Origin of the sequence: Pseudomonas sp. BIC9C (assembly GCF_034541995.1) — a bacterium.
Taxonomy (GTDB): domain Bacteria; phylum Pseudomonadota; class Gammaproteobacteria; order Pseudomonadales; family Pseudomonadaceae; genus Aquipseudomonas; species Aquipseudomonas fluorescens_CC.
Genome location: NZ_JAWDGM010000003.1, coordinates 153,945 through 179,188 on the forward strand (window position 1 = coordinate 153,945; position 25,244 = coordinate 179,188).

Genomic DNA, 25,244 nt, shown 5'->3' on the forward strand with positions numbered 1-25,244 from the left:
CAGGCAGGGTGAGTGTCCGGCATTGGCCGGCGATAGCCGTTGTACGGTTAATCTTCAGACTAGCTTCAACAGGCAAGGTTTAAAGGCCCTTCGTCGTCTTGCTTGTAAGAACCGGTCTGGGGCGGCACTCTCTAGGGTACTAGCCGCCCGGATTTTTGCTGGAGACCTGCTGATGACCGATATTGATGCACGCTTGCGCGAGGACGTTCACCTGTTGGGTGAGCTGTTGGGCAATACCATTCGTGAACAATATGGCGACGATTTTCTCGACAAGATCGAGCAGATCCGCAAGGGCGCCAAGGCTGACCGGCGCGGTTCCATGGACGCCGAACTCAGTGCCAGCCTCAATCAATTGACCGAAGACGAATTGTTGCCGGTAGCGCGGGCGTTCAACCAGTTTCTCAACCTGGCCAACATCGCCGAACAGTACCAGTTGATTCACCGTCGCGAGGAATCCCAAGAGGCGCCGTTCGAAGCCCGGGTGCTGCCGGAATTGCTCGCCCGCCTGCGCGCCGAGGGGCATGGTGCTGAAGCACTGGCCCGGCAATTGGGGCGACTGGAAATCGAGCTTGTACTCACCGCGCATCCCACCGAAGTCGCGCGCCGCACGCTGATCCAGAAATACGATGCTATCGCCGCGCAACTGGCGGCTCAGGATCACCGTGACCTGACCAGTGCCGAGCGCGACCAGATCAAGACCACCTTGCAGCGTCTCATCGCCGAAGCCTGGCACACCGAAGAAATTCGCCGCACGCGTCCGACGCCAGTGGACGAAGCCAAGTGGGGTTTCGCGGTGATCGAGCATTCGCTGTGGCAGGCCATTCCCAATTATCTGCGCAAGGCCGATCAGGCCCTGCACGCCGCCACCGGCCTGCGCTTGCCACTGGAGGCGGCACCGATTCGCTTTGCCTCGTGGATGGGCGGTGACCGCGACGGCAACCCGAACGTGACGGCGGCGGTTACCCGAGAAGTCTTGTTGTTGGCGCGTTGGATGGCGGCTGATCTGTACCTGCGCGATGTCGATCACCTTGCCGCTGAACTGTCGATGCAGCAGGCCAGCGATGAATTGAAGGCCAGGGCGGGAGACAGCGCCGAACCTTACCGGGCAGTGCTCAAACAGCTGCGCGAACGTCTGCGGGCGACGCGCAACTGGGCGCACAGTGCGTTGACCCGCGCCACACCTGCCGGCGCCGATGTGCTGCAGGACAATCGTGAGCTGCTCGATCCACTGGAGCTCTGCTACCACTCTTTGCACGAGTGCGGCATGGGCGTGATCGCCGACGGGCCGTTGCTCGATTGCCTGCGCCGGGCAGTGACCTTCGGTCTGTTCCTTGTTCGTCTGGATGTGCGCCAGGACTCCTCGCGGCACGCTGCCGCCATGACCGAAATCACCGACTACCTTGGCCTGGGCCGCTACGAGGACTGGAGCGAAGAAGAGCGCATCGCGTTCCTGATGCGCGAATTGAGCAATCGTCGCCCCTTGCTGCCGACGTACTTCAAGCCCTCTGCCGACACCGCCGAAGTGCTGGCGACCTGCCGGGAAATCGCCGCTGCGCCGCAGGCATCCCTCGGTTCCTATGTGATTTCCATGGCCGGTGCGGCTTCCGATGTCCTGGCCGTGCAGTTATTGCTCAAAGAGTCCGGCGTGTTGCGGCCGATGCGCGTGGTGCCACTGTTCGAAACCCTGGCCGACCTCGACAACGCCGGTCCGGTGATCGAGAAGCTGCTGCTGTTGCCGGGCTATCGCGCGCGCCTGCAAGGGCCGCAGGAAGTGATGATCGGCTACTCCGACTCGGCCAAGGACGCCGGCACCACCGCGGCGGCCTGGGCGCAGTACCGGGCGCAGGAGCGACTGGTGGATATCTGCCGCTCGCACGCCGTTGAACTGCTGTTGTTCCACGGTCGCGGTGGCACCGTGGGGCGTGGCGGCGGCCCGGCCCACGCGGCGATCCTGTCGCAGCCACCGGGTTCGGTGGCGGGGCGTTTCCGCACCACCGAACAGGGCGAAATGATTCGATTCAAATTCGGCCTGCCGGACATCGCCGAACAGAACCTCAACCTGTACCTGGCCGCCGTGCTTGAGGCGACCTTGCTGCCTCCGCCGCCACCGACGCCCGAGTGGCGCCATTTGATGGACGAGCTGGCCGCAGACGGTGTCAGCGCTTACCGCGCGGTGGTGCGGGAAAATCCGCAGTTCGTGGAGTATTTCCGCCAGTCCACGCCGGAGCAGGAACTCGGTCGTTTGCCACTGGGCAGTCGTCCGGCCAAGCGTCGGGCCGGGGGGATCGAAAGCCTGCGAGCGATTCCGTGGATCTTCGGCTGGACCCAGACGCGCCTGATGCTACCGGCGTGGCTGGGTTGGGAAGCCGCCCTGAGCAAGGCACTGGCGCGTGGCGAAGGCGAACTGCTGGGGCAGATGCGTGAGCAGTGGCCGTTCTTCCGCACGCGCATCGACATGCTGGAAATGGTGCTGGCCAAGGCTGATGCGGATATCGCCGGGTCCTACGATGAGCGCCTGGTCGAGCCTGACTTGCTGCCATTGGGTGCGCACTTACGCGACCTATTGTCGCAGGCATGCTCCATCGTCCTCGGCCTGACCGGTCAGTCGCAGCTGCTGGCACATAGCCCAGCCACCCTGGAATTCATCCGTCTGCGCAACACCTACCTCGACCCGCTTCATCTATTGCAGGCCGAGTTGCTGGCCCGTTCGCGGCAACCGGATGTGGCGCAGGACAGCCCGCTGGAACAGGCGCTGCTGGTGTCTGTGGCGGGGATTGCCGCCGGTTTGCGAAATACCGGCTAAGGTTTTTGCCGTGGGGACAGGCATCCGGTGCAGGTGTCGGAGGCCATTCAATGGCGGGCAAAAAAGTGCTGCCAGGCGACAGTTAATGATGGGGTTGCGACTTGGGGAACCGTGCCAAAAGGTCACATCAGACCACGGTTTCTCCGACTTTTGGCGGCTTGTGTGGGCGCAGCCTGCTGTGTATCTTGAGCAGCCTTTGGCCGTTTGGGCGGCCACGACCCTATTTTTGAGATTGGCCCCACGAGGCGAATCTGACGTTATCCATATAAAAAATTGAGGAGCACATCGATGCGCGTCATTCTGCTGGGAGCTCCCGGGGCCGGTAAAGGTACTCAGGCTAAGTTCATCACCGAAAAATTCGGCATTCCGCAAATCTCCACCGGCGACATGCTGCGTGCCGCGGTCAAGGCCGGCACCGAGCTGGGCATCAAGGCCAAGAGCATCATGGATGCCGGCGGCCTGGTGTCCGATGACCTGATCATCGCGCTGGTCAAGGACCGCATCGCCCAGTCCGACTGCGCCAACGGTTTTCTGTTCGACGGCTTCCCGCGCACCATTCCCCAGGCCGAAGCCCTGGTGACGGCCGGCGTCGAGCTGGATGCAGTGGTTGAAATCGCCGTCGAAGACGAAGAAATCGTCCAGCGTATCGCCGGTCGTCGTGTTCACGAGGCCAGCGGCCGCGTGTACCACATCGTCTACAACCCGCCGAAAACCGCTGGCATTGACGACATCACCGGTGAAGAGCTGGTACAGCGCAAGGACGACACCGAAGAAACCGTGCGTCATCGCCTGTCGGTCTACCATTCGCAGACCAAGCCGCTGGTGGACTTCTACCAGAAGTTGTCGGCTGCCAATGGCAAGCCGCAGTACAGCCATATCGAAGGCGTCGGCTCGGTTGAAGCGATCACCGCCAAGGTACTTGAAGCGCTGAGCTGAAAAACCTGATCCGCTGCATCATCCACGGCCCGCTTGCGGGCCGTAGTTGTTTATACTGGCGCACTTTTTCTGACCTTTTTTACGGAAACATCGATGAGCACCTTGCTGGCCCTGGACACCGCGACTGAAGCTTGCTCCGTTGCCTTGCTGCATGACGGCAAGGTCACGAGCCATTACGAGGTGATCCCGCGCCTGCATGCGCAGAAGCTGTTGCCGATGATCCAGCAATTGCTGGCCGATGCTGGCACCACCCTGCAAGCGGTCGATGCCATCGCGTTCGGCCGTGGCCCGGGTGCCTTCACCGGTGTGCGCATCGCCATCGGCGTGGTGCAAGGGCTGGCGTTTGCCCTGGATCGCCCCGTGCTGCCGGTGTCGAACCTGGCCGTGCTGGCGCAACGTGCATTACGCGAACACGGCGCCACCCAGGTCGCCGCCGCCATCGATGCGCGCATGGATGAAGTGTATTGGGGTTGCTACCGCGAAACGGCCGGGGAGATGCGCCTGGCGGGGGCGGAAGCGGTACTGCCGCCGGAGTCTGCTGCATTGCCGGTCGATGCCAGCGGCGAGTGGTTTGGTGCAGGCACCGGGTGGGGTTATGGCGAGCGTATCGCCGTCAGCCTGAGCGGGCAGGACGCGGGCATGTTGCCCCATGCCGAAGACCTGCTGACCCTGGCGCGATTTGCCTGGGAACGTGGCGAGGCGATTGTGGCCGACGAGGCACAGCCGGTTTATCTGCGGGATAAAGTGGCGACGCCTAAGGCGCGTTGATTGACGCAGCACCTGTGGGAGCGGGCTTGCTCGCGAAGGCGGTGTGTCAGACAGCAGAAATGTTGAGTGTGATACCGCTTTCGCGAGCAAGCCCGCTCCCACAGGGTTAGTGTTCTGCCAATCGTCATTTTCTAACCCGGCTTTTAAACCTTTTGCCTTTTATGTGTTCTAGTTATCACTCGGCGGTTTGCGAAGCGGGTTTTGCGCCACTAAACTGCCATCACTGATTCCGAGTATGCACGTATGCGTATAGACGGCGTTTCCTCTCAGTCCTATCCCATCAAGCGCAAACCTCGCAAAGGCCGCGTGGTGGAAGACGACGCCATCGATATCGAAGGCGAGCTGGAATTCCCGACTGAAGAGCAACTGGCTGCCCGCGCCGCCAAAGCCTCTGCGCAAAAACTGAGCAATCTTCCCGCCCGTCAGCAAGACTTGATTTACCACCGTGCCATGAGCAAAAGCGTGGCGACTGCCCTGGCCAGCTACCTGAGCACTGCCGGTTTCGTCGATTGGGAGGCGGATGTGCTGAGGCTCGACCTGTACATCTGATGTTGCTGCCGTATTACCTCGGTTGTCCGTCTTGGAGCGAAAACGCCTGGCGCGATTACCTGTATCCGCCAGACGCCAAAACCGCTGATTTTCTTGATCTCTATTGCCAGGTATTCAATGCCGTAGAAGGCAACACGACCTTCTACGCGAGCCCGGCTGCCAGCACCGTGCAGCGTTGGGCCGACACCATGCCCGAACATTTTCGTTTCACCGCCAAGTTTCCCGGCGAGATCAGCCACGGTGGCGATCTGCGCGAGCAGTTGACCGCCGCCGACACCTTCCTGCAATTACTCAGCCCGCTTGGTAAACGGGTGTCGCCACTGTGGTTGCAGCTGTCGAAAAGCTTCACGCCCCAACGTTTGCCCGAACTGGCCGGATTTATCGATGCCCTGCAGCGGCCGCTGGCCGTTGAAGTGCGGCATGATGATTTTTTCGCCAGGGGTGACAGCGAGCGAATGCTCAATCGTCTGCTGCTGGATCGCGGTGTCGAACGCATCTGCCTCGATCCCCGCGCGCTGTTCAGTTGCACCTCTACCGAGGCTTCGGTGCTGCACGCCCAATCGAAGAAACCCCGTGTGCCACCGCGTCCGGCGGCATTCACGCAGTTCCCGCAGGTGCGTTTTATCGGCCATCCGACGCTTGAGGCCAACGATACGTTTCTGCAGCCATGGGTCGAGAAAATCACGCTATGGATCGAAGAAGGCCGCACGCCGTATATCTTCCTGCACACGGCCGACAACCTGCTGGCGGCGAAACTGGCGCAGCGTTTTCACGCCCGACTGATGCTGCGTTTGCCTGGCTTGCCGGCGCTGCCTGAGCTATACAGAGAACCCGTCGCCGAGCAACTTGGCTTGCTCTGAGGCGGATTCTTTCCCCTCTCCAGGAGCCTGCCCAATGGATGCGCAAACCCTTCGAGCCCAGGCGTTCAAAGCCCTTCACGAGCGTCCCGGTGTATTTGTGATTCCCAATCCGTGGGATGCCGGTTCGGCGAAAATGCTTGCCAGCCTCGGCTTCGAGGCGCTGGCCACCACCAGTGCCGGTTATGCCTTTTCCCAGGGCCGTGCCGATGGCGGATTGACCCTGGACGATACCCTGTTGAACGTTCGGGCGATTGTCGCCGCCAGCAACTTGCCGGTTGCAGTCGACCTGGAAAACGGCTTTGCCGACAACCCGGCTGATTGCGCCAAAAGTATCCTGCGCGCAGCCGAGGCCGGAGCCGTCGGTGGTTCGATTGAAGATGCCACCGGCCGCGAAGAAGGCCCGATCTATTGTTTCGAACACGCCGTGGCGCGAATCGAGGCCTCTGTCGCTGCCGCTCGCCGTTTGCCGTTCCCCTTCACATTGACCGCCCGGGCGGAAAACTTCCTGCACGGCAATCCCGATCTGGCCGACACCATCCGCCGCTTGCAGGCATTCGCCGAGGCCGGTGCCGACGTGCTTTACGCGCCCGGTCTGCGCAGCGCCGAGGAGGTGTTGGCAGTGGTGCGCGCCGTGGCGCCAAAACCGGTGAATGTGTTGATGTCGGGCGGCTTGAAGCTGACGGTCGCGCAGTTGGGTGAAATGGGCGTCAGACGTATCAGCGTCGGTTCGGCGCTGGCACTGGCGGCCTATGGCGAATTCTTCCGCGCCGCCGAAGAAATCGGACCTCAGGCACGTTCGGCTTCACGTCCCGGTCGATGCCGTACCAGAAGGCCAATCAATTTTTCAAAGGCTGAGGATCAGGCGGCGATGCGCAGGTTCTGCAGGACGATCGGGCGCGCCCAGCCATTGTCGAAATCGAGTTGTTTCTGCTGTTCCACCCGTTCCTCTGGCGAGAACGGCGGGAACGGCTTGTCGAGCAGATCAAGTTCGAATTCGGCAATCGGCAGGTGCAGTGGGCGTGGTTGCGGGGCAGGGCCGGCTTCTGGCTGCGGTTGACCGGCGTTCAGCACGATCGGGCGCACCCAGCCGCTTTCGAAGTCCTGTTGTTTTTGCTGGGCGACGATTTCATCTGCCGGGAACGGTGGGCGTGGTTTGTCCGCCAGGTCCATTTCGAATTCGGCAATCGGCAGGAACAGCGGCTCGGGCGGGCGGACCGGAGTGTCCTTCACGTCACATTCGCGCTGGGACACGATGTGCGCCAGCAGGTCGCTGCCAACGGTGGGTTCAACCGGGCTTTCGAGATCGACCGGTGGAAAGTTCAGCGATGGCGGCAGCACTTCCCCCGACTGTTCGGCCAGCGCCCGGGCAAAGAAATCCTGCCAGATGTGGCTGACGCCACTCAGTGCCTGGGTGTTTCGCAGGTTGTAGTCGCCGTAGGGCGAGATAAAACCTGTGATTGTGGGTTGAATGTCTGACATTTCTCTCGGTCGACGCTCAGCTCTGGCAAAATGCTCGATAGTTTTGTTATCGGCCGTTTTTGCCGATCATTAATTTTTTGAGCGTGTTTTCCGATGATTGATCAACCTGCGGCCTGCCGCATCCATGTCCAGGCCCTGGACGCGGCTTTCGAGCCACAAGCCGAGCAATGGGCCGAGCGCCTGGGCTTGCCGATGCAAGTGGCGGACGGCGAATTTGCCTTGCAGGTAGGCGACCAGGGATTGCAGTTGCAACAGCTGGGGCCGGATGCGCCGGGGCCGGTGCGGGTGGACTTCGTCGAGGGCGGTGCGGCCCATCGCCGGTTGTACGGCGGTGGCAGCGGGCAGATGATCGCCAAGGCCGTTGGCGTTGCCCAAGGCGTGCGTCCGCGGGTGCTGGATGCCACGGCGGGGCTGGGCAAGGACGCGTTCGTGCTTGCCAGCCTTGGTTGCGAGATGAGCCTGATCGAACGTCAGCCGCTGATCGGTGCCCTGCTGGAAGACGGCCTGGCCCGTGGCGCGGAAGATTTCGACGTGGCGCCGATCGTGGCGCGCATGCGCCTGCTCAAGGGTAATTCGATCGAGGTAATGCGCAACTGGGAGGGCGAACCGCCCCAGGTGATCTACCTCGACCCTATGTTCCCGCACCGCGAGAAAACCGCGCTGGTGAAGAAGGAAATGCGCCTGTTCCGGCCGCTGGTCGGCGATGACCCGGATGCGCCGGCATTGCTCGAAGCCGCGCTGGCCTTGGCCAGCCACCGGGTAGTGGTCAAGCGCCCGCGCAAGGCGCCGTGCATTGACGGGCCGAAGCCGAGCCATGCGCTGGATGGCAAGTCCAGTCGGTATGACATCTATCCGAAGAAGGCGCTCAAGCCTTAAGAGCGAGTCGCGCCCTTCGCGAGCAGGCTCGCTCCCACACCGGATCTATGTGTCGCCATAAATCCCCTGTGGGAGCGAGCCTGCTCGCGAAAGCTTCAGCCCGGACATCACCAATCCATCAGGCTCACTCAGGCCGATAAGCCCGCATAAACAACCCCACCACTTCCCGTACATGGCTCTCCGCCGCCTCGCCAACTGGCGGCTCGCCGCAGCCATACAGCAAACGGAAATTCCCGGCGCCCTTGAGCAGGCAGAAGAAGTGCTCGGCCGCGTTGTGCGGCTTGTCGATGCTCAGCACACCACTTTCATCGATCTTGCTCAGCAAGCGTTCCATGCCATGCAGCATGCGCTGTGGGCCGGCTTCAAAGAAAATTTGCGCGAGTTTCGGGTCCTGGCTGCCCAGGGTCATCATCAACCGGTGCAGGTTCACCGATTCATCACTGTTGATCAGTTGATGAAAGCCGCGCGCGATGTTCAGCAGCACCGCTTCCACTGCCACACCTTCCGGCAATTCGAAGAACAGCGGTGGCAACTGCTCCTCGCACTTGGCCATCACGGCGGCGGAGAACAGCGTCTCCTTGTCGTTGAAGTGGCTGTAGACCGTCAGCTTTGACACACCGGCCTCGGCTGCGACGGCATCCATGCTGGTATTGGCATACCCCTTACTCAGAAACAGCGTTTTCGCCGCATCGAGAATCGCCTGGCGCTTGACCAGATCCTTGGGTCTGCCTGGGCCATTGGGTGCTGAAAGATTGTTTGGCATATTCGTTTTTATTACTGGACTGGTGAGTTTGCTATTAATAACATACTGCTCAGTATAATTATTCAAAGCACCATTAGCGAAAGGTCCTTCACCATGTTCCGCTATGCCTTGCCCCTCGCGTTGCCAGTCACCCTGGCTTTTTTATTGTCTGCGTGTGGTCACGAAGAGGCACCGCAAGTCAGCGTGCGCCCGGCCATGGTGGTCCAGCCAGAGCCTTCGGCGCAGTCCATGGAAAGCTATCCCGGTGAAGTCCGCGCGCGTTATGAACCGGATCTGGCGTTCCGTATCGGTGGCAAAGTCAGCCGACGACTGGTCGAGGAAGGGCAGCGGGTCAAGGCCGATCAACCATTGGCAGAGCTCGATCCTCAGGACGTGCGCCTGCAACTGGAGGCCACTCGCGCCCAGGTCGCCGCCGCTGAAGCCAATCTGAACCTGGTGCGTTCCGAGCGTGATCGCTACAAGACCCTGATGGAGCGCCAACTGGTCAGTCGTTCGCAGTACGACAACGCCGAAAACCTGTACCGCTCCGGTGAGGCACGCCTCAAGCAAATCAAAGCCGAATTCAACGTTTCCAATAACCAGGCCAGCTACGCCGTGTTGCGTGCACCGCAGGACGGTGTCGTGGCCAAGCGTCTGGTGGAAGTCGGGCAAGTCGTGGCCGCCGGGCAAACGGTGTTCACCCTGGCCACCGATGGTGAGCGTGAAGTGTTGATCAGCCTGCCGGAGCAGAATTTCGGCCGTTTCAAGGTCGGTGAGTCGGTGTCGGTGGAGCTCTGGACTCAACCCGATCAGCGCTTCGAAGGGCGTATCCGTGAACTGTCGCCAGCGGCTGATCCCAAGTCGCGCACCTTTGCGGCGCGCATCGCGTTTAACGCCGGCAAGGTTCCTGTCGAACTGGGCCAAAGCGCCCGAGTGTTCGTGCAGGCTGCCGACGCGGTCCCTCTGTCCGTTCCGCTTTCAGCGCTGACGGCGGAAAACGGCGTGACCTATGTCTGGGTCGTCAGCGCCAACAACACCTTGAAGAAAACTCCGGTGCGCATTGGTGCCTTCGGCGAGAAAAGCGTACCGGTGCTCGAAGGGCTCAACGCCAGCGACTGGGTGGTGGCCGCTGGCGTTCATGTGCTTCTCGAAGGGCAGCAGGTACGCCCGGTGGATCGTTCGAACCGCGTGGTCAATCTGGCGGACAAGGAGTAAGCCCCGATGCGCTTCAACGTTTCCGAATGGGCGCTGCGTAATCGCCAGATCGTCCTGTTCCTGATGCTGTTGCTGGCCATTGTCGGCGCACTTTCCTACACAAAGCTCGGCCAGAGCGAAGACCCGCCGTTCACCTTCAAGGCCATGGTGATTCGCACCAACTGGCCGGGAGCGACCGCCCAGGAAGTCTCGCGCCAGGTCACCGAGCGCATTGAAAAGAAGCTTATGGAAACCGGCGAGTACGAGCGCATCGTGTCGTTCTCCCGTCCGGGCGAATCCCAGGTGACCTTCATTGCACGCGACTCCATGCACTCGGTGGAGATCCCGGAGCTCTGGTATCAGGTACGCAAGAAGATCAGCGATATTCGTCATACTCTGCCGCCGGGGATTCAGGGGCCGTTCTTCAACGATGAATTCGGCACCACGTTCGGCAATATCTACGCCCTGACCGGCGAGGGTTTCGACTACGCGGTGCTCAAGGATTACGCCGACCGCATCCAGATCCAGCTGCAACGGGTCAAGGATGTGGGCAAGGTCGAGCTGCTGGGATTGCAGGACGAGAAAATCTGGATCGAACTCTCCAACGTCAAGCTCGCCACGCTCGGTTTGCCGCTGGCTGTCGTCCAGCAAGCCCTTGAAGAACAGAACGCGGTGTCCACGGCAGGTTTCTTCGAAACCAGCAGCGAGCGATTGCAGCTACGGGTGACGGGGAATTTTCAGACGGTCGACGAGATCAAGAACTTCCCGATCCGCGTCGGTGATCGCACCTTCCGCATCTCCGATGTGGCCGACGTGCGGCGTGGTTTCAATGACCCACCGGCGCCGCGCATGCGCTTCATGGCGCAAGATGCCATCGGCCTGGCGGTAGCGATGAAGGATGGCGGTGACATCCTGGTGCTGGGCAAGGCTCTGGAAATCGAATTCGCCCGCATTCAGAAAAACCTCCCGGCCGGCATGCAGCTGCGCAAAGTCTCCGACCAACCGGCCGCGGTGAAAACCGGTGTCGGCGAGTTTGTGCAAGTGCTGGTCGAGGCGCTGGCCATTGTGTTGCTGGTGAGCTTCTTCTCCCTCGGCGTGCGTACCGGCATGGTGGTGGCCCTTGCGATTCCGCTGGTGTTGGCGATGACCTTCGCCTGCATGTATTACCTGGGCATCGGCCTGCACAAGATCTCTCTCGGTGCGTTGGTACTGGCGCTGGGTTTGCTGGTGGACGACGCGATCATCGCCGTGGAAATGATGGCGATCAAAATGGAGCAGGGCTTCGACCGGGTCAAAGCGGCGAGTTATGCCTGGACCAGTACCGCGTTCCCGATGCTCACCGGTACGCTGATCACGGCGGCCGGCTTCCTGCCGATTGCCACGGCGCAATCGGGCACTGGCGAATACACCCGTTCGATCTTCGAGGTGGTCACTATCGCGCTGTTGGCATCGTGGGTCGCCGCCGTGGTCTTCGTGCCGTACCTCGGGGAAAAACTCCTGCCGGACCTGGCGAAAATTCACGCCGCCAAGCACGGTGCCGGCCAGCCCGATCCGTATGGCACGCCGTTTTATCAGCGCGTCCGGCGGCTGGTGGAGTGGTGCGTGCGCTGGCGCAAAACCGTGATCGTGGCGACCGTGTTGTTGTTCATTGCCTCCATCGTGCTGTTCCGTTTTGTGCCGCAGCAGTTCTTCCCGGCATCGGGTCGCCTGGAGTTGATGGTCGATCTGAAACTGGCCGAAGGCGCTTCGCTGAGCAACACCGCGGACGAGGTCAAACGTCTCGAAGCGCTGCTCAAGGACAAGGCGGGGATCGACAATTACGTGGCCTATGTCGGCACCGGTTCGCCGCGTTTCTATCTGCCGCTGGATCAGCAACTGCCGGCGGCGAGCTTCGCCCAGTTTGTCGTCCTGGCGAAAACCATCGAGGAACGCGAAGCCCTGCGTACCTGGTTGATCGCAACCCTCAACGAGCAATTCCCTGCTCTGCGTTCGCGGGTCACGCGTCTGGAGAACGGTCCGCCGGTTGGCTACCCGGTGCAGTTCCGCGTGACCGGGGAGCACATCGAGGAGGTGCGGGCGCTGGCGCGCAAAGTCGCGGCCAAGGTTCGCGAGAACCCTCATGTGGTCAACGTCCACCTGGATTGGGAAGAACCGAGCAAGGTGGTGTACCTGAACATCGATCAGGACCGCGCGCGGGCGCTGGGCGTGAGCACGGCGAACCTGTCGAGGTTCCTGCAAAGCTCCCTGACCGGTTCCAGCGTCAGTCAGTATCGTGAAGACAACGAGTTGATCGAGATCCTGTTGCGCGGCACCTTGCATGAGCGCACCGAGTTGTCGTTGCTGCCGAGCCTGGCGGTGCCGACCGATAACGGTCGCAGCGTCGCGCTGTCGCAGATCGCGACCCTGGAGTACGGCTTCGAAGAGGGCATCATCTGGCACCGCAATCGCCTGCCCAACGTGACGGTTCGCGCCGACATCTATGGCAAGGAACAACCGGCGACGCTGGTGCAGCAGATCATGCCGACCCTCGACCCGATCCGCGCCGAACTGCCCGATGGCTACTTGCTGGATGTCGGCGGCACGGTGGAAGACTCCGCACGCGGACAGAACTCGGTGAAGGCCGGCGTGCCGTTGTTCATTGTGGTGGTACTGACGTTGCTGATGCTGCAACTGCGAAGTTTCTCGCGCACGGCGATGGTGTTTCTGACGGCGCCGCTGGGGCTGATCGGGGTGACGCTGTTCCTGTTGGTGTTCCGCCAACCATTCGGTTTCGTGGCCATGCTGGGGACTATCGCGTTGTCCGGGATGATCATGCGCAACTCGGTGATTCTGGTGGATCAGATCGAGCAGGATATCGCGGCGGGGCTCAAGCCTTGGCAGGCGATCATCGAGGCGACGGTGCGGCGGTTCCGGCCGATCGTGTTGACGGCGCTTGCGGCGGTGTTGGCGATGATTCCTCTGTCGCGCAGTGTGTTCTTTGGGCCGATGGCGGTGGCGATCATGGGGGGGTTGATTGTGGCCACTGCGTTGACGCTTTTGTTTTTGCCTGCGCTTTATGCCGCCTGGTTTCGGGTTCGCAAAGAGTCGGTTTGATGGTTTGAGCGTGGCGGCCTTCGGGCCGACCATGTTCTTGGTTGATTGAGTACATATCCGTTTCTTCGGTAACGGCGGCTGGCGGTTTCGCCCTTACGGCGACTCACTTTTTTAACAAGCGCCGGGGTGTACTGAATTCTGTGTAAACGGGGTTGCTGTTAATCCTGCAAAAGCCTGTCTTCGAACTGGATACTGAACCTGTTCAAGGCCCCCGCCCAGTCCCTGATTGGCATTGTCCACTTCTTGCTGATGTTGTTCAGCGCCAGATAAAAGAGCTTCATTACCGCATCGTCAGTCGGGAATTAGGCTCTGCTTTTGGTGACCTTGCGCAAGCTCATGTTGATCGACTCGATGGCGTTGGTGGTGTAAATCACCCTGCGGATCTCCGGTGGATAATCGAACAGGGGGATGACTCTCGCCCAGTTTTTGCGCCATGACTGGCTGATCAGAGGGTATCGATCATCCCACTTGGCCTCGAAGTCGGTCAGCTTTTGCTCGGCCATTTCAACGGTCGTCGAGCGGTAGATGAGTTTGAGGTCAGCGGCGGCCTCGCGCTGATACTTGTAGGACACGAACTTCAGACTGTTGCGCACCATGTGCACGATGCACAGTTGAACCGATGCTTGCGGATAGACCACTTCGATGGCTTCAGGGAAGCCCTTGAGCCCATCTACGCAGGCAATGAAAATGTCCTTTACCCCGCGGGTTTTAAGCTCTGTAACGACTTGCAGCCAGAACTTGGCGCCTTCCGTCTGGGCGATCCACAGCCCTAACACCTCTTTGCGACCGTCCATGTTGACGCCAATGGCCAGGTAAACCGCTTTGGTTCTGACTGCGCCACTGTCGCGCACTTTGACGTGAATGCAATCGAGGTAAAGGATCGGGTAGAGCTCGTCCAGAGGGCGCGACTGCCAGACCTTGACCTCTTCACTGACCGCGTCGGTGATCGCCGAGATGAGGCTGGGAGAGACCTCGGTTCCATACATTTCCTCCAGATGTCCCTGGATTTCCCGAACAGTCATTCCACGGGCGTAGAGTGAAATCACCTTGTCATCGAAGCCGGTCCAGCGTGTCTGGTGCTTGGAAATCAGCTGGGGCTCGAACATACCCTGACGGTCACGGGGAATCTCCAGCGGTAGCTCGCCAAAATCGCCCTTGAGCGTCTTGCCGCTATGGCCGTTGCGTGCATTTCCTTCTGCATTGGTCACCGCTGCGCTTTTGTCATGACCCAGGTGTTCGGTCATTTCAGCTTCCAGGGCGCGCTCGACAAGCATCTTGGTGAGCTGCTTAAGCAAGCCATTTTCGCCGATCAAATCCTCAGGCTTTCGGTAATTGGCCAACAGACTGTCGGCCAGCCTCACCAGCTCAGGGTCGGGTTTGACTCGTTTGGTGCGCTTTGGCTCGGTCATTGAAACTCCTTGGGAAAGGCAGTGTGCGCCTAATGACCGTTTACACAAACCTCAGTACACCCTCAAGCGCCTTAAAAAAGTAAGCAAAAAAAGCACTCGCCCCGAACGTCCGGCCCCTCGCCAGGGCTCGGGGTTCCTTCGCTCCGGTGTCCATCCGGGGGCATTGCCCTCCGGTCGGCTTCGCTCGACCTACATGCAATGAGTTCGACTGCGTCGAACGGCGCTGCGCGCCTATCCCCGGATAAACACCTCCACTCAGCCTGCCGAGGGGGCGGGTGGATCAAGATCAAAAGCGGCAGGCGAGCTAACGCTCGGCCTGTGGAGTGGTGAAAAGCGTTGGGGGTATGCCGATCTGCTTTTGCTCTGCTTTTGCTCTGCTTTTGCTCTGCTTTTGCTCTGTTGTTCTGTGGGAGCGAGCTTGCTCGCGATGGAGGTCAACGATAACGCGGGCTGTCTGAATCCCCGCGGTGTCCTGGCGTTTTTCGCGAGCAAGCTCGCTCCCACAGGGATCGTCAGTGACCACAAGTATCGAGTAAAAACCGGGGGCCCAACTGTGGGAGCAGGCTTGCCCGCGATGACGGTACATCAGCCGAATTTGATGTCGACTGACACGACCTCATCGCGAGCAGGCTTGCTCCCACAATGTTTTCGCGGGGCTCAGAGCGAACCAAACACCTTCTTCGCCAAACTGGTCGCCGCCGCCGCCGGGTTCTGGCGGATGGTTTCTTCCTGTTTGCCGATCATCTCGAACAAGCCATTCAATGCTTGCTCGGTGACGTAGTTTTCGACGTTGGCGTTTTTTGCATCCACTACACCCATGGTCGCCGCTTGCCCGGCGAACGAGTTGTACTGCTGGGCCAGGCCGACCTTGTCGGTCGCTTGCTTGACGATGGGCAGGAACTTGGCGCGGATTTGTTCGCGGCTGGTCTTGTTCAGGTATTGGGTGGCCGAGTCGTTGCCGCCGCTGAGGATGCCCTTGGCATCTTCCACGGTCATTTTCTTCACGGCATCGACGAGGATTGGCTGGGCCTGGGTGACGGCGGTTTCCGCCGCTTTGTTCATGCTGGCTTCCAGCTCATCGACCTGATCACCCATGCCGAACTGTTTCATTTTGCTCGCGACTTTGCCCAGTTTGCCCGGCAGTTCGATTTTTACGTCCGGGTTGTTGCTGAAGCCGCCCGGGGTGCCGAGTTGTTTCACGGCCAGTTGCGCACCTTGGGTCAGGGCGTCCTTGAGGCCGCCGGTGGCGTCTTTCTGCGACAGGTCGCTGAGGGACAGCGCGAGTGCACTCGCGGAGATCATCAGGCCTGCGCACAGGCCGGCAAAGCGAAGGGTAGGGCGGAGCATGGCAACTTCCTTTTTCAAAAAGACACTTAACGGGCCGCGTCGACGCGAACCTTCAATGGCTGTGGATCGGTGCCGTCCAGACGCACGGCGTGATTCTCTGTGGTGATGAACATCAGTTTGCCATCGACTTCAATGCGTGCGTTCACCGAGTAACGATGGTTGGGCTCGACCTGCAACGGGTCGTAGCTGAGGTGAAACGGAAGGGGCACCTGGCCTTTGACCGGGCCGCGTTGTTCGTCGATGACCTTGGCCGGGGCATCGGCGAGTGAGATGTCTTGCAGGCTGACACTGAGGATCGCGGTTGGTGGCAGTGCGATGCGTTGCAGGTAGAAGACTTCGCCATTGAGGGTAGCCTTGGGTGCCGGTGTCGGCTGCTGGCAGGCTGCCAGCAGCACGGCGGCTGCAATCAGGGACAGTTTTTTCATCGGACTATCTCCTTGTCTGGGGCACCAGAACCGACTGGTGCCCTGATCAATCTAGACGGTTTGAACGGGTTGGTCGGCTGCATCCTCACTGCGATGCAACGCCACTTGCCGGATCGACAGACGAATCTCCGCCGGCAACACCCGCTTGGCCGCGCCTTCGGCCAGTTCGCCGAGCAGTTCGTGATAGCCCAGTTTGCCGGCCTCGTCGCGCTTGAGTACCTCGAGGTCGAGCAGGGTCTGGATGAAGTGGCGGAACAGGCTCTTGTCGAAGAATTCCGGGGCGTTCAGGCCATGCAGGATCGACAGGCGCTGGGCCATGACCGTGCACAGGTCTTCCAGTTCTTCGGCGCTGATGCTGTTCTGGCCGCTGTTGAGCAGCAGGGACACGGTCATGTAGAAGCGCTGCAGGGTCTGGGCGATGCTTTTCGACAGTAGCGTCAACAGCACGAAATGCCGTGAGCTTGGGGCCGGGCGCAGGTACACATCGTTCTCGAAACGCAGCAGGCCTTGCTCGACGAACGCTTCCAGCCATTGATCGATCACGGCATCCAGTTCGTCCAGCGTCCAGCGGATGAACAGCTCCGATTGCAGGTATGGATACAGCGCGCGGGTGTAGCGCAGGATCTGTTCGCGGCTCATGCGCGAGGCGCTCTGGAAGAAGCTCGCCAGCAACGCCGGCAGTGCAAAGATGTGCAGCACGTTGTTGCGGTAGTAGGTCATCAGGACCGCATTCTGCTCGTCCAGATACAGGATCTTGCCAAGGGCGTCGCTCTGCTCGGACAACAGGTTCATGTCCTTCACATGTTCGATCAGTGCTCGACCGTCACCGTCCGGCAAGGTGGTGTGCGGCGAGTACGGCACCTTGCGCAACAGCGCCAGATACAAGTCGAGGACCCGCGCCATGGCTCGATCGTCCAGCGCCAGACGGCTGGTGGACAGCAACGCCAACGCCACCAGGTTGACCGGGTTGATCGCTGCTGCCTCGTTCAGATGCTGAGCGACTTTCTCACCGAGGCGGTTGGTGGTTTCGTTGAGCCAGGCGGGTCTGAACTGCGGGCCGAGTTCCTGTTTGCGCCAGTCTGGCTGTTCGCTGTCGAGGAACTCGGCGAGTTTGATCGGTTCGCCGAAGTTCACCGCCACCTGGCCGAAGCGCTGCTTGAGTGCGCCAATGACTTTGAAGATGTCGAAGATCGATTCTTTCTTCTTGCTCGCGCCGCGCAGTTCGCCGAGGTAGGTGCGGCCTTCCAGCACGCGCTCGTAGCCGATGTACACCGGCACGAAGACGATGGGCATGCGCGACGAACGCAGGAAGCTGCGCAGGGTGATCGCCAGCATCCCGGTCTTCGGTTGCAGCATGCGTCCGGTGCGCGAACGGCCGCCTTCGACGAAGTACTCCACCGGGAAACCCTTGGTGAACAGGGTGTGCAGGTATTCGTTGAACACCGAGGTGTACAACGGATTGCCCTTGAAGGTACGGCGCATGAAGAACGCACCGCCGCGACGCAGCAGGCCGCCGATCCCCGGCATGTTGAGGTTGATCCCGGCGGCGATATGCGGCGGGGTCAGGCCATTGCGAAACAGCAGATAGGACAGCAGCAGGTAGTCGATGTGGCTGCGGTGGCAGGGTACGTAGATCACTTCGTAACCCGGGGCGACCTTCTGCACGCCTTCGATGTTGTTGACCTTGATGCCGTCGTAGATCTTGTTCCAGAACCAGCTCAGCACTACTTCCATGAAGCGGATCGCGGTGTAGGTGTAGTCCGAGGCGATCTCGTTGCCGTAGCGCAAGGCCTGGGCCTTGGCTTTTTCCGGGGAGATGTTCTCGCGCTCGGCTTCGTCGAGGATCGCTTGCTTGACCAGCGGCTGGTTAAGCAAGCCCTTGACCAGGTTGCGCCGGTGGGAAATGTCCGGGCCGATCACCGCAGCCTTCAGGTTGCGGAAATGCACCCGCAGGATGCGTTGGGCCATGCGCACGGTGCGCTCGTGGCCCTTGTCGTGCTCGATCAGTTCGCGCAGGTGGATCGGCGCGGAGAACTGTACGCGGGTCTTGCGTCCCAGCACGATGATGCTCAGCAGGCGACGCAAGCGCCCGGTCACCGCCCAGCTATCGGCGAACAGGAGTTTCCATGGGCTGTTTTCGCTGTCCGGCGACTGGCCCCAGAACACGCTGACAGGAATGATCTGCGCATCTTCGGCGGCGTTCTGGCTCAGGGCGCTGACCAGGCGGGTCAACGTCGGCGGCGCGCCGCGCTTGTCCTGGCGGCCGAGCCAGTCCGGGTCCGGCGTCAGGTAGAAAAATGCGGCAGGTTCCAGCAGGTTGCCCACCGATACCGGCAGCACCGGGCGCGGCAGGCCGGCCTTGCTGCACTCGGTATCGACCACGGCGAGGTCGGTCAGCGAGGGGTTTTGCAGGACGTAGAACACCGGACGACTGCGGTCGAGGTTAAGGGTGAACGACGACTGGTTGATCGTCTCGGAGCGAACCCAGAGGTACAACAGTCGGCGCAGGGTGCCAAACACAAGACGGCGGAGCGGGGAACGGGTCATACGACTTCTGCGTGAGTGGATAAAACCAAGCGTTTGCTCGGGAGGCCGATAGTGTGCCGGATTCGTCGAAAATCGGCAAAAAAGCGCTGAAGTAAACTCCTGTTGAGAGTTTTAGCGTCTGTCATATACTCGGCGCTCTGTCGCCGTTGCCCTCATGGGACCGGTATGCGCAGGCTGACGTTCCCGAGGCTTTCCTGCGAAAAGCCCGATCAATAATAAAAAGGGAGTATGAACAAATGGCAACACGCGAAACCGGCAACGTGAAGTGGTTCAACGATGCCAAGGGCTACGGCTTCATTCAGCGCGAAGACGGGGTGGACGTGTTCGTGCACTACCGCGCGATTCGTGGCGAAGGCCACCGCTCGCTGACCGAAGGCCAGCAGGTCGAGTACGCGGTGGTGCAAGGGCAGAAGGGCTTGCAGGCTGAGGATGTGGTAGGCCTGTAACCCGCGATCCTGAGATCACACAAAATCCTGTGGGAGCGGGCTTGCCCGCGAAGACGGTGGCACATCCAGCATCGATGTGACTGACAATCCGCAATCGCGTGCAAGCCCGCTCCCACAGTGGATTTCATTTGGCATGCCATCGAGGGCAGGCACCGGATCTGCTCTTAGGCAGTCTTCCAGGTGATCTCTTCTTCACCATCGGCACTGATGCGAATCCAGCGGTCTGCCGTTTCCTCACCTTCTTCCTCGACCCAGCTACCCGGTGCACATCGCACTTCGACGTTGAGCGCGGCAAAGGCTGCGCGGGCGCAGGCGATGTCGTCGTCCCATGGGGTCTGGTCGCTTTCCAGGTACAGGCTGTTCCACTTGCCGACCGCTTTTGGCAGCCAGGTCACCGGCACGTTGCCGGCCTTGCACTTGTAGGTCTGGCCCTTCTGGACCCAATCCGTGCACGGACCCAATGCCGCACCGAGCCAGGTGGAAATGGCTTTGTGGTCGACGTCGGCGTCTTTCAGGTAAATCTCGATATCGGGCTGGCGCATGGATGTCCTCACTGCGGGTCTGAAAAATCCATTCGCGGATTTAGCCGGTCTTGAGCCGTTGCCCAAGACCAAAAATTGAAGTTGCTCTCTAATGACTACTGCAGAACGAAATAATCGTAGCGCATCGACACGGTGACCTCGAACGGCTCGGCCTGCTCGATCACGGCAGCACGGCGTTCGGCACTGGCGCGCCAGCCGTGAGGCGTCATGGCCAGCAGATTCGCCCGGTCCTGACCGCTTGCCAGCGTCAATTTGAATTCCAGGGTTTCACTGTGCGCAAGCGCCATGCCTTTGGGCACCAGGGCCAGATGCTTGTCGTCGGTGTATTCGCGCACTTCGTCGTACAGCTGTTCACGCAGTTCCATCAGGTGGCCACTGGTCGGCCCGACTTTCATCAGGCCGCCGCCGACGCTGAGCAGGCGCTTGGCCTCTTCCCAATCCAGCGGGCTGAAGACGCTCGCCAGGAACTGGCAACTGCCGGAAGCCAACGGCACCCGCGCCATGCTGGCGATCAACCAGGTGAGCTTCGGGTTGCGTTTGCAGGCGCGTTTGACCGCTTCGCGAGAGATATCCAGCGCGTAGCCGTCAGCATCCGGCAAGGCCTCGGCGATCTGCGCGGTGTAGTAACCCTCGCCACAACCGATATCGACCCAACGCTCCGGCGCATAACCTGCCGCCAACTCCGCCAGGCGCTTGGCCACCGGGGCATAGTGCCCGGCATTCAGGAAGTCGCGGCGGGCTTCGACCATCGCCTGGTTATCCCCAGGATCGCGGCTGTTCTTGTGTTGCACCGGCAACAGGTTCAAGTAACCCTGGCGCGCACGGTCGAAACGATGTCCGGCGGGGCAAACCACGCCGTTGTCGACCGCGTTCAGCGGTTCACTGCAGATCGGACACGCGAGCATCAGGCGAGCAACTTGATCAGGGTCTGGTAGTAGATCTCGGTCAGCACGTCGAGATCGGCCGCCAGCACACGCTCGTTGACCTGGTGGATGGTCGCGTTGACCGGGCCCAGCTCAACAACCTGGGTGCCCATGGTGGCGATGAAGCGGCCGTCGGAGGTGCCACCGCTGGTGGATGCCTTGGTTTCACGGCCGGTGATGTCCTTGATGCTCGACGACACCGCGTCCAGCAGTGCGCCCGGTTCGGTGAGGAACGGCAGGCCGGACAGCGCCCAGTCGACGTGCCAGTCCAGACCATGCTTGTCGAGGATGTCGGCGACGCGCTTTTGCAGGCCTTCGACGGTGGACTCGGTGGAGAAGCGGAAGTTGAACACCGCCACCAGGTCACCCGGAATCACGTTGGTCGCACCGGTGCCGGAGTTGACGTTGGAGATCTGGAAACTGGTCGGCGGGAAGAAATCGTTGCCGTGGTCCCAGTGCTCTGCAGCCAGTTCGGCCAGGGCCGGGGCCGCGAGGTGGATCGGGTTTTTGCCAGGTGCGGGTAGGCCACGTGGCCTTGCACCCCGCGCACGGTCAGCTTGGCGCCGAGGGAGCCACGACGGCCGTTCTTGACCACGTCACCTACCAGGGTGGTGCTCGACGGTTCGCCGACGATGCACCAGTCCAGACGCTCCTTGCGTGCGGCAAGGCGTTCGACCACCGCCTTGGTGCCGTGATGCGCCGGGCCTTCTTCGTCGCTGGTGATCAGGAACGCGACTTTGCCCTTGTGATTCGGGTAATCGGCGACAAAGCGTTCGGACGCGACGGTCATGGCGGCGAGGCTGCCTTTCATGTCGGCGGCGCCACGGCCACAGAGCATGCCGTGTTCGTCGATCAGTGCGTTGAACGGTTCGATCTGCCAGGCCGCCACCGGGCCGGTCGGGACCACGTCGGTGTGGCCGGCGAAGCACAGCACCGGACCGTCGTCCTGGCCGTGGGTGGCCCAGAAGTTATCCACATCTTCGATGCGCATCGGTTCCAGGGTGAAACCGGCATCGCCCAGGCGTTGCATCATCTGCTTCTGGCAATCGGCGTCGATTGGCGTCACGGACGGACGGCGGATCAGGTCGATGGCGAGTTGGAGGGTCGGCGAAAGGTCGGCGTGGGCCGTCATGGAAAACTCCGGGAACATGAAATTGGGCATGGGCTTTCTTTAATGTGGGAGCGGGCTTGCTCGCGAATGCGCTGTCTCAGTCAACATATACGTTGATTGTTACACCGCATTCGCGAGCAAGCCCGCTCCCACAGGAGATTGACCGTCAATAAGACCGTACATCACGCCAAGCCCCGCAAAATGGCGGTTATCTTAAAGCAAAACGGCGACCATTGGCCGCCGTTTAGTGCATCCGCAGAGATTTAGACGACAGGTGCCGTTTCAGGCTCGGCGGTCGGTTTCGGCAGCGATGACAGGAACGCCATGATCAGCGCCGCGACGTACGGCAGCGACTGCACCAGCAGCATGGTGATCCAGAAGCGCATGTCGTTGCTCGGCATACCGTTCACCAGGTAGATCCCCAGCGCCGCGCCCCACAACAGCAGCATGATGAACATCTCTTCCCGGGCTTCCGAAATCGCTACCCAGAAGCCGTGGTTATCGGCGTTTTTCGGGGTGCGGAAGAACGGAATGCTGCTGGTGAAGAAACCGTACAGCACCGCTTTGGCGATGGTATGGGACAACGCCAGACCGGCCAGTGCCGCGCAGAAGGCATCCTTCAGGTTGACCCCGACCGCACGACGGTAGAGGAAGATGATCTTGGCGACCTTGAACACAAACAGCGCCAATGGCGGGATCGCGAAAATCAGCAGCGGTGGATCGACCCGTTGCGGCACGATGATCATGGCCGCCGACCACAGCAGTGCGCCGACGGTGAAGAAGATGTTCATGCCGTCCGCCACCCAAGGCAACCAGCCCGCGAGGAAGTGGTAACGCTGGCCACGGGTCAGTTCGGTGTCCTTGCCGCGCAGCAGGCTGGCGGTATGACGCTTGATGATCTGGATCGCTCCGTAGGCCCAGCGGAAACGCTGTTTCTTGAAGTCGATGAAGGTATCGGGCATCAGGCCCTTGCCGTAGCTGTCGTGGTAGTACGCCGCCGACAGGCCTTTCTCGAACACCCGCAGGCCCAGTTCGGCGTCTTCACAGATGCACCAGTCGGCCCAGCCCAGCTCCTCGAGCACCGAACGGCGGGTCATGGTCATGGTGCCGTGCTGGATGATCGCGTCACGATCGTTTCGGGTAACCATGCCGATGTGGAAGAAGCCCTTGTACTCCGCATAGCAGAGCTTCTTGAAGGTACTTTCGTTCTGGTCGCGGTAGTCCTGCGGCGACTGCACCACGGCGATCTTCGGATCGGCGAAGTGCGGCACCATGTGCTTGAGCCAGTTGCGGTCGACGCAGTAGTCCGAGTCGATCACGGCAATGACTTCGGCATCCTTGGCGGTGTGCGGAATCAGGTAGTTCAGCGCGCCGCCCTTGAAGCCGGCCAACGGTGCCACGTGGAAGAACTTGAAGCGCGGGCCGAGGGTTGCGCAGTAGTCACGCACCGGTTCCCAGACCGCCGGGTCCTTGGTGTTGTTGTCGATGATCAGGACTTCGAAGTCCGGATAGTCGAGGTTGGCCAGGGCGTTGAGGGTCTGTTTGACCATCTCCGGCGGCTCGTTGTAGCAGGGCACGTGGATCGACACTTTCGGGCGGTAGCTGGAATCGCCCACCACCGGCAGGAACTCGCGACGACGCTTGTGCACCCACACCGCTTCAGCCAGTTCGTGGGCTTCGGTCAGCAGCACGATAAACACCCCGAGCGCACCGAGGGCGAGCAAAAAGCCCACTGTCAGGCTGAACCAGGTGCTGTACTGCTGGCTGTAGTCGTAACCGATCCACACCAGTACCGACCGCACAGGAACGCGATGAAGGTCAGGAAGGTACGGCCACGCTGGCGCAGGGCCGAGCCGTCGATCATCAGCAGGGTCAGCGACAACAGCGCCAATACCACCGAACCAATGGCCAATACGCGCCATTGCGGAATCGCCACTACCGGGCCTTCGAAGTTGAACTTCTGCTGGCGTGCGGCGTTGAACACACCCCAGTAGGCGCCGACGGAGCCTTCGTCACTGGCTTTCCACGGCTGGTCAAACGCTTCGATCACGAAGTAGTTGAAGCCCTGGCGGTTGAGTTTGTTGACCAGGGTTCGCAGGTAGATCGCCTGGTCCGCCGGTGAGGCATCGGCGCCACCGCGCATGCGGCCGTTGCTCGGCCAGCCCACTTCGGACAGCAGCAGCGGCTTTTTCGGGAACATTTTTTTCAGGTCGCGGGCGCGGTCGAGGACGAACTGCCCGGCCTTGTCCATCGGGATGAACTCCCAGTAAGGCAGGATGTGCGCGGCGATCAGGTCGACGTGTTTGGCCAGTTCCGGGTGTTCTTCCCAGACGTGCCACTGCTCGGACGTCGTCACTGGCACTTTCACGGCGGCGCGCACGCGGTCGAGCATGACGCTGAGTTCCTGGGCGGTAATTTCCTTGCGGAAGATCGCTTCGTTGCCGACCACCACACGAACCACGCTGCGTGAGGAGTTGGCGATTTCAATGGCGCGGGTAATTTCCCGTTCGTTGCGTTCCTGGTCCGGGCTGATCCAGATCCCCAGGGTCACCCGTAAACCAAACTCTTCCGCCAGTTTCGGAATGTCTTGCAGGGTGCCATCGACTGAGTAGATGCGGATGTTATCCGTCAGCTTGCTCATGATCTCCAGGTCACGGCGCATCTCATCATCGGACGGATACTGATCCTTCTGTGGGAACTGTCCCTGCTGGAACGGTGAGTAGGAGAAACCGGAGATTTGCTCCGGCCAGTTGGGGGCGGTGACCGGGCGATTGATCAGCGCCCAGAAGCCGGTAAACAAGGCTGCGATGGCGAGCACCACGACCAGGTTGAGTCCAAATTTACGCGATGACATAGCTATTTCGGGTTCCAAAGGCTGTGGAACGAGGGGACGGTCGGCGGCCGTAAAGGGGCGCGCATCCTACACCGGCAGTTCACTGAACGTATATCGGACAGGGAAATGCCTGACGTTGGGCAATTGGCTTTCACATAAGTTCTTACACTTGTCGCTTGAAACTTAAATCTTGTTGCTGCGTAGGTGTCCTGCCTCGCAGACACGTTCCTCTTTTGATGAGTGGCTGTTGTCGTCAGGCAAGGCGCAGCGACGAGTCATAGCCCGCTATGGCGAGGAGCGGCAACGCAGCATGACGGCAACAGAAACCGTCAAAAAAGGAACAGTGTTTGTGAGGCAGGAC

Annotated in this window: 16 protein-coding genes and 4 pseudogenes; 10 read left to right on the forward strand and 10 right to left on the reverse strand. The window is 60.8% G+C overall.

From position 1 onward, the window contains the following. Positions 1-172: 172 nt before the first annotated feature. The 6 genes and pseudogenes from ppc (at position 173) to RS887_RS15335 (ending at position 6,771) form a co-directional block, all read left to right on the forward strand. Positions 173-2,803 (forward strand): phosphoenolpyruvate carboxylase, encoded by a 2,631-nt coding sequence (ppc, locus tag RS887_RS15310; RefSeq protein WP_322616027.1) that lies wholly within the window; start codon positions 173-175, stop codon positions 2,801-2,803. A gap of 288 nt (positions 2,804-3,091) precedes the next feature. Then, positions 3,092-3,739 carry an adenylate kinase gene (gene adk / locus RS887_RS15315; protein ID WP_008019588.1) on the forward strand — a complete coding sequence of 216 codons (648 nt, stop codon included), beginning with the start codon at positions 3,092-3,094 and terminating at the stop codon, positions 3,737-3,739. Between the two features lie 93 nt (positions 3,740-3,832). Beyond that, a complete protein-coding gene (gene tsaB / locus RS887_RS15320; RefSeq protein ID WP_322616028.1) occupies positions 3,833-4,507 on the forward strand; it encodes a tRNA (adenosine(37)-N6)-threonylcarbamoyltransferase complex dimerization subunit type 1 TsaB in 675 nt (224 codons plus the stop codon). Positions 4,508-4,750: 243 nt separating this feature from the next. Continuing rightward, positions 4,751-5,056: a hypothetical protein gene (locus tag RS887_RS15325; RefSeq protein WP_322616029.1), complete on the forward strand. Its 306-nt coding sequence runs from the start codon at positions 4,751-4,753 to the stop codon at positions 5,054-5,056. Continuing rightward, complete coding sequence (locus RS887_RS15330; protein ID WP_322616030.1) at positions 5,056-5,916, forward strand: DUF72 domain-containing protein; 861 nt, start codon at positions 5,056-5,058, stop codon at positions 5,914-5,916. Before RS887_RS15325 ends, RS887_RS15330 begins: the two co-directional genes overlap by 1 nt. 34 nt (positions 5,917-5,950) lie before the next feature. Beyond that, positions 5,951-6,771, forward strand: a pseudogene (locus RS887_RS15335) (isocitrate lyase/PEP mutase family protein). Between the two features lie 3 nt (positions 6,772-6,774). Here the strand turns inward: RS887_RS15335 and RS887_RS15340 are convergent. Then, the gene (locus RS887_RS15340) at positions 6,775-7,395 is read right to left on the reverse strand and encodes an energy transducer TonB (protein WP_322616031.1); all 621 of its coding nucleotides are present in this window, start codon (positions 7,393-7,395) and stop codon (positions 6,775-6,777) included. Positions 7,396-7,488: 93 nt separating this feature from the next. On the opposite strand from RS887_RS15340, the gene RS887_RS15345 reads away from it, so the two are divergent. After that, on the forward strand, positions 7,489-8,271 hold the full coding sequence (locus RS887_RS15345; RefSeq protein ID WP_007995774.1) for a class I SAM-dependent methyltransferase: 783 nt from the start codon (positions 7,489-7,491) through the stop codon (positions 8,269-8,271). A 124-nt stretch (positions 8,272-8,395) separates the two neighbouring features. Here the strand turns inward: RS887_RS15345 and RS887_RS15350 are convergent, their stop codons facing one another. Continuing rightward, complete coding sequence (locus RS887_RS15350; protein ID WP_322616032.1) at positions 8,396-9,034, reverse strand: TetR/AcrR family transcriptional regulator; 639 nt, start codon at positions 9,032-9,034, stop codon at positions 8,396-8,398. A 93-nt stretch (positions 9,035-9,127) separates the two neighbouring features. On the opposite strand from RS887_RS15350, the gene RS887_RS15355 reads away from it, so the two are divergent. Both RS887_RS15355 and RS887_RS15360 read left to right on the forward strand, forming a co-directional pair. Then, positions 9,128-10,228 carry an efflux RND transporter periplasmic adaptor subunit gene (locus RS887_RS15355; RefSeq protein ID WP_322616033.1) on the forward strand — a complete coding sequence of 367 codons (1,101 nt, stop codon included), beginning with the start codon at positions 9,128-9,130 and terminating at the stop codon, positions 10,226-10,228. Between the two features lie 6 nt (positions 10,229-10,234). Then, positions 10,235-13,300, forward strand: coding sequence for an efflux RND transporter permease subunit (locus RS887_RS15360; RefSeq protein ID WP_322616034.1), 3,066 nt, complete (start codon positions 10,235-10,237; stop codon positions 13,298-13,300). A gap of 158 nt (positions 13,301-13,458) precedes the next feature. Here RS887_RS15360 and RS887_RS15365 read toward each other — a convergent pair. The 4 genes and pseudogenes from RS887_RS15365 to plsB form a co-directional block, all read right to left on the reverse strand. After that, positions 13,459-14,709: pseudogene (locus RS887_RS15365) on the reverse strand (IS256 family transposase). Positions 14,710-15,366: 657 nt separating this feature from the next. Continuing rightward, entirely contained in the window at positions 15,367-16,056 is a 690-nt protein-coding gene (locus RS887_RS15370; protein WP_322616035.1) for a DUF4197 domain-containing protein, read from the reverse strand. A 26-nt stretch (positions 16,057-16,082) separates the two neighbouring features. After that, a complete protein-coding gene (locus tag RS887_RS15375) occupies positions 16,083-16,481 on the reverse strand; it encodes a YbaY family lipoprotein (protein WP_322616036.1) in 399 nt (132 codons plus the stop codon). A gap of 51 nt (positions 16,482-16,532) precedes the next feature. Then, positions 16,533-19,028, reverse strand: coding sequence for a glycerol-3-phosphate 1-O-acyltransferase PlsB (gene plsB, locus RS887_RS15380; RefSeq protein ID WP_322616037.1), 2,496 nt, complete (start codon positions 19,026-19,028; stop codon positions 16,533-16,535). A gap of 236 nt (positions 19,029-19,264) precedes the next feature. Here plsB and RS887_RS15385 point away from each other — a divergent pair, with 236 nt between their 5' ends. Next, entirely contained in the window at positions 19,265-19,474 is a 210-nt protein-coding gene (locus tag RS887_RS15385; protein WP_008019570.1) for a cold shock domain-containing protein, read from the forward strand. A gap of 164 nt (positions 19,475-19,638) precedes the next feature. Here the strand turns inward: RS887_RS15385 and RS887_RS15390 are convergent, their stop codons facing one another. From RS887_RS15390 to RS887_RS15405, 4 genes and pseudogenes are all read right to left on the reverse strand, one after another. After that, positions 19,639-20,016, reverse strand: a complete 378-nt coding sequence (locus tag RS887_RS15390) for a hypothetical protein (RefSeq protein ID WP_008019569.1) — start codon at positions 20,014-20,016, stop codon at positions 19,639-19,641. Positions 20,017-20,111: 95 nt separating this feature from the next. Further along, positions 20,112-20,921, reverse strand: coding sequence for a putative RNA methyltransferase (locus RS887_RS15395; protein ID WP_322616038.1), 810 nt, complete (start codon positions 20,919-20,921; stop codon positions 20,112-20,114). Beyond that, a pseudogene (dapE, locus tag RS887_RS15400) lies at positions 20,921-22,071 on the reverse strand (succinyl-diaminopimelate desuccinylase). The gene RS887_RS15395 and the pseudogene dapE overlap by 1 nt, the downstream one beginning before the upstream one ends. Positions 22,072-22,313: 242 nt before the next feature. Further along, positions 22,314-24,904, reverse strand: a pseudogene (locus tag RS887_RS15405) (glycosyltransferase). Positions 24,905-25,244: the final 340 nt, after the last annotated feature.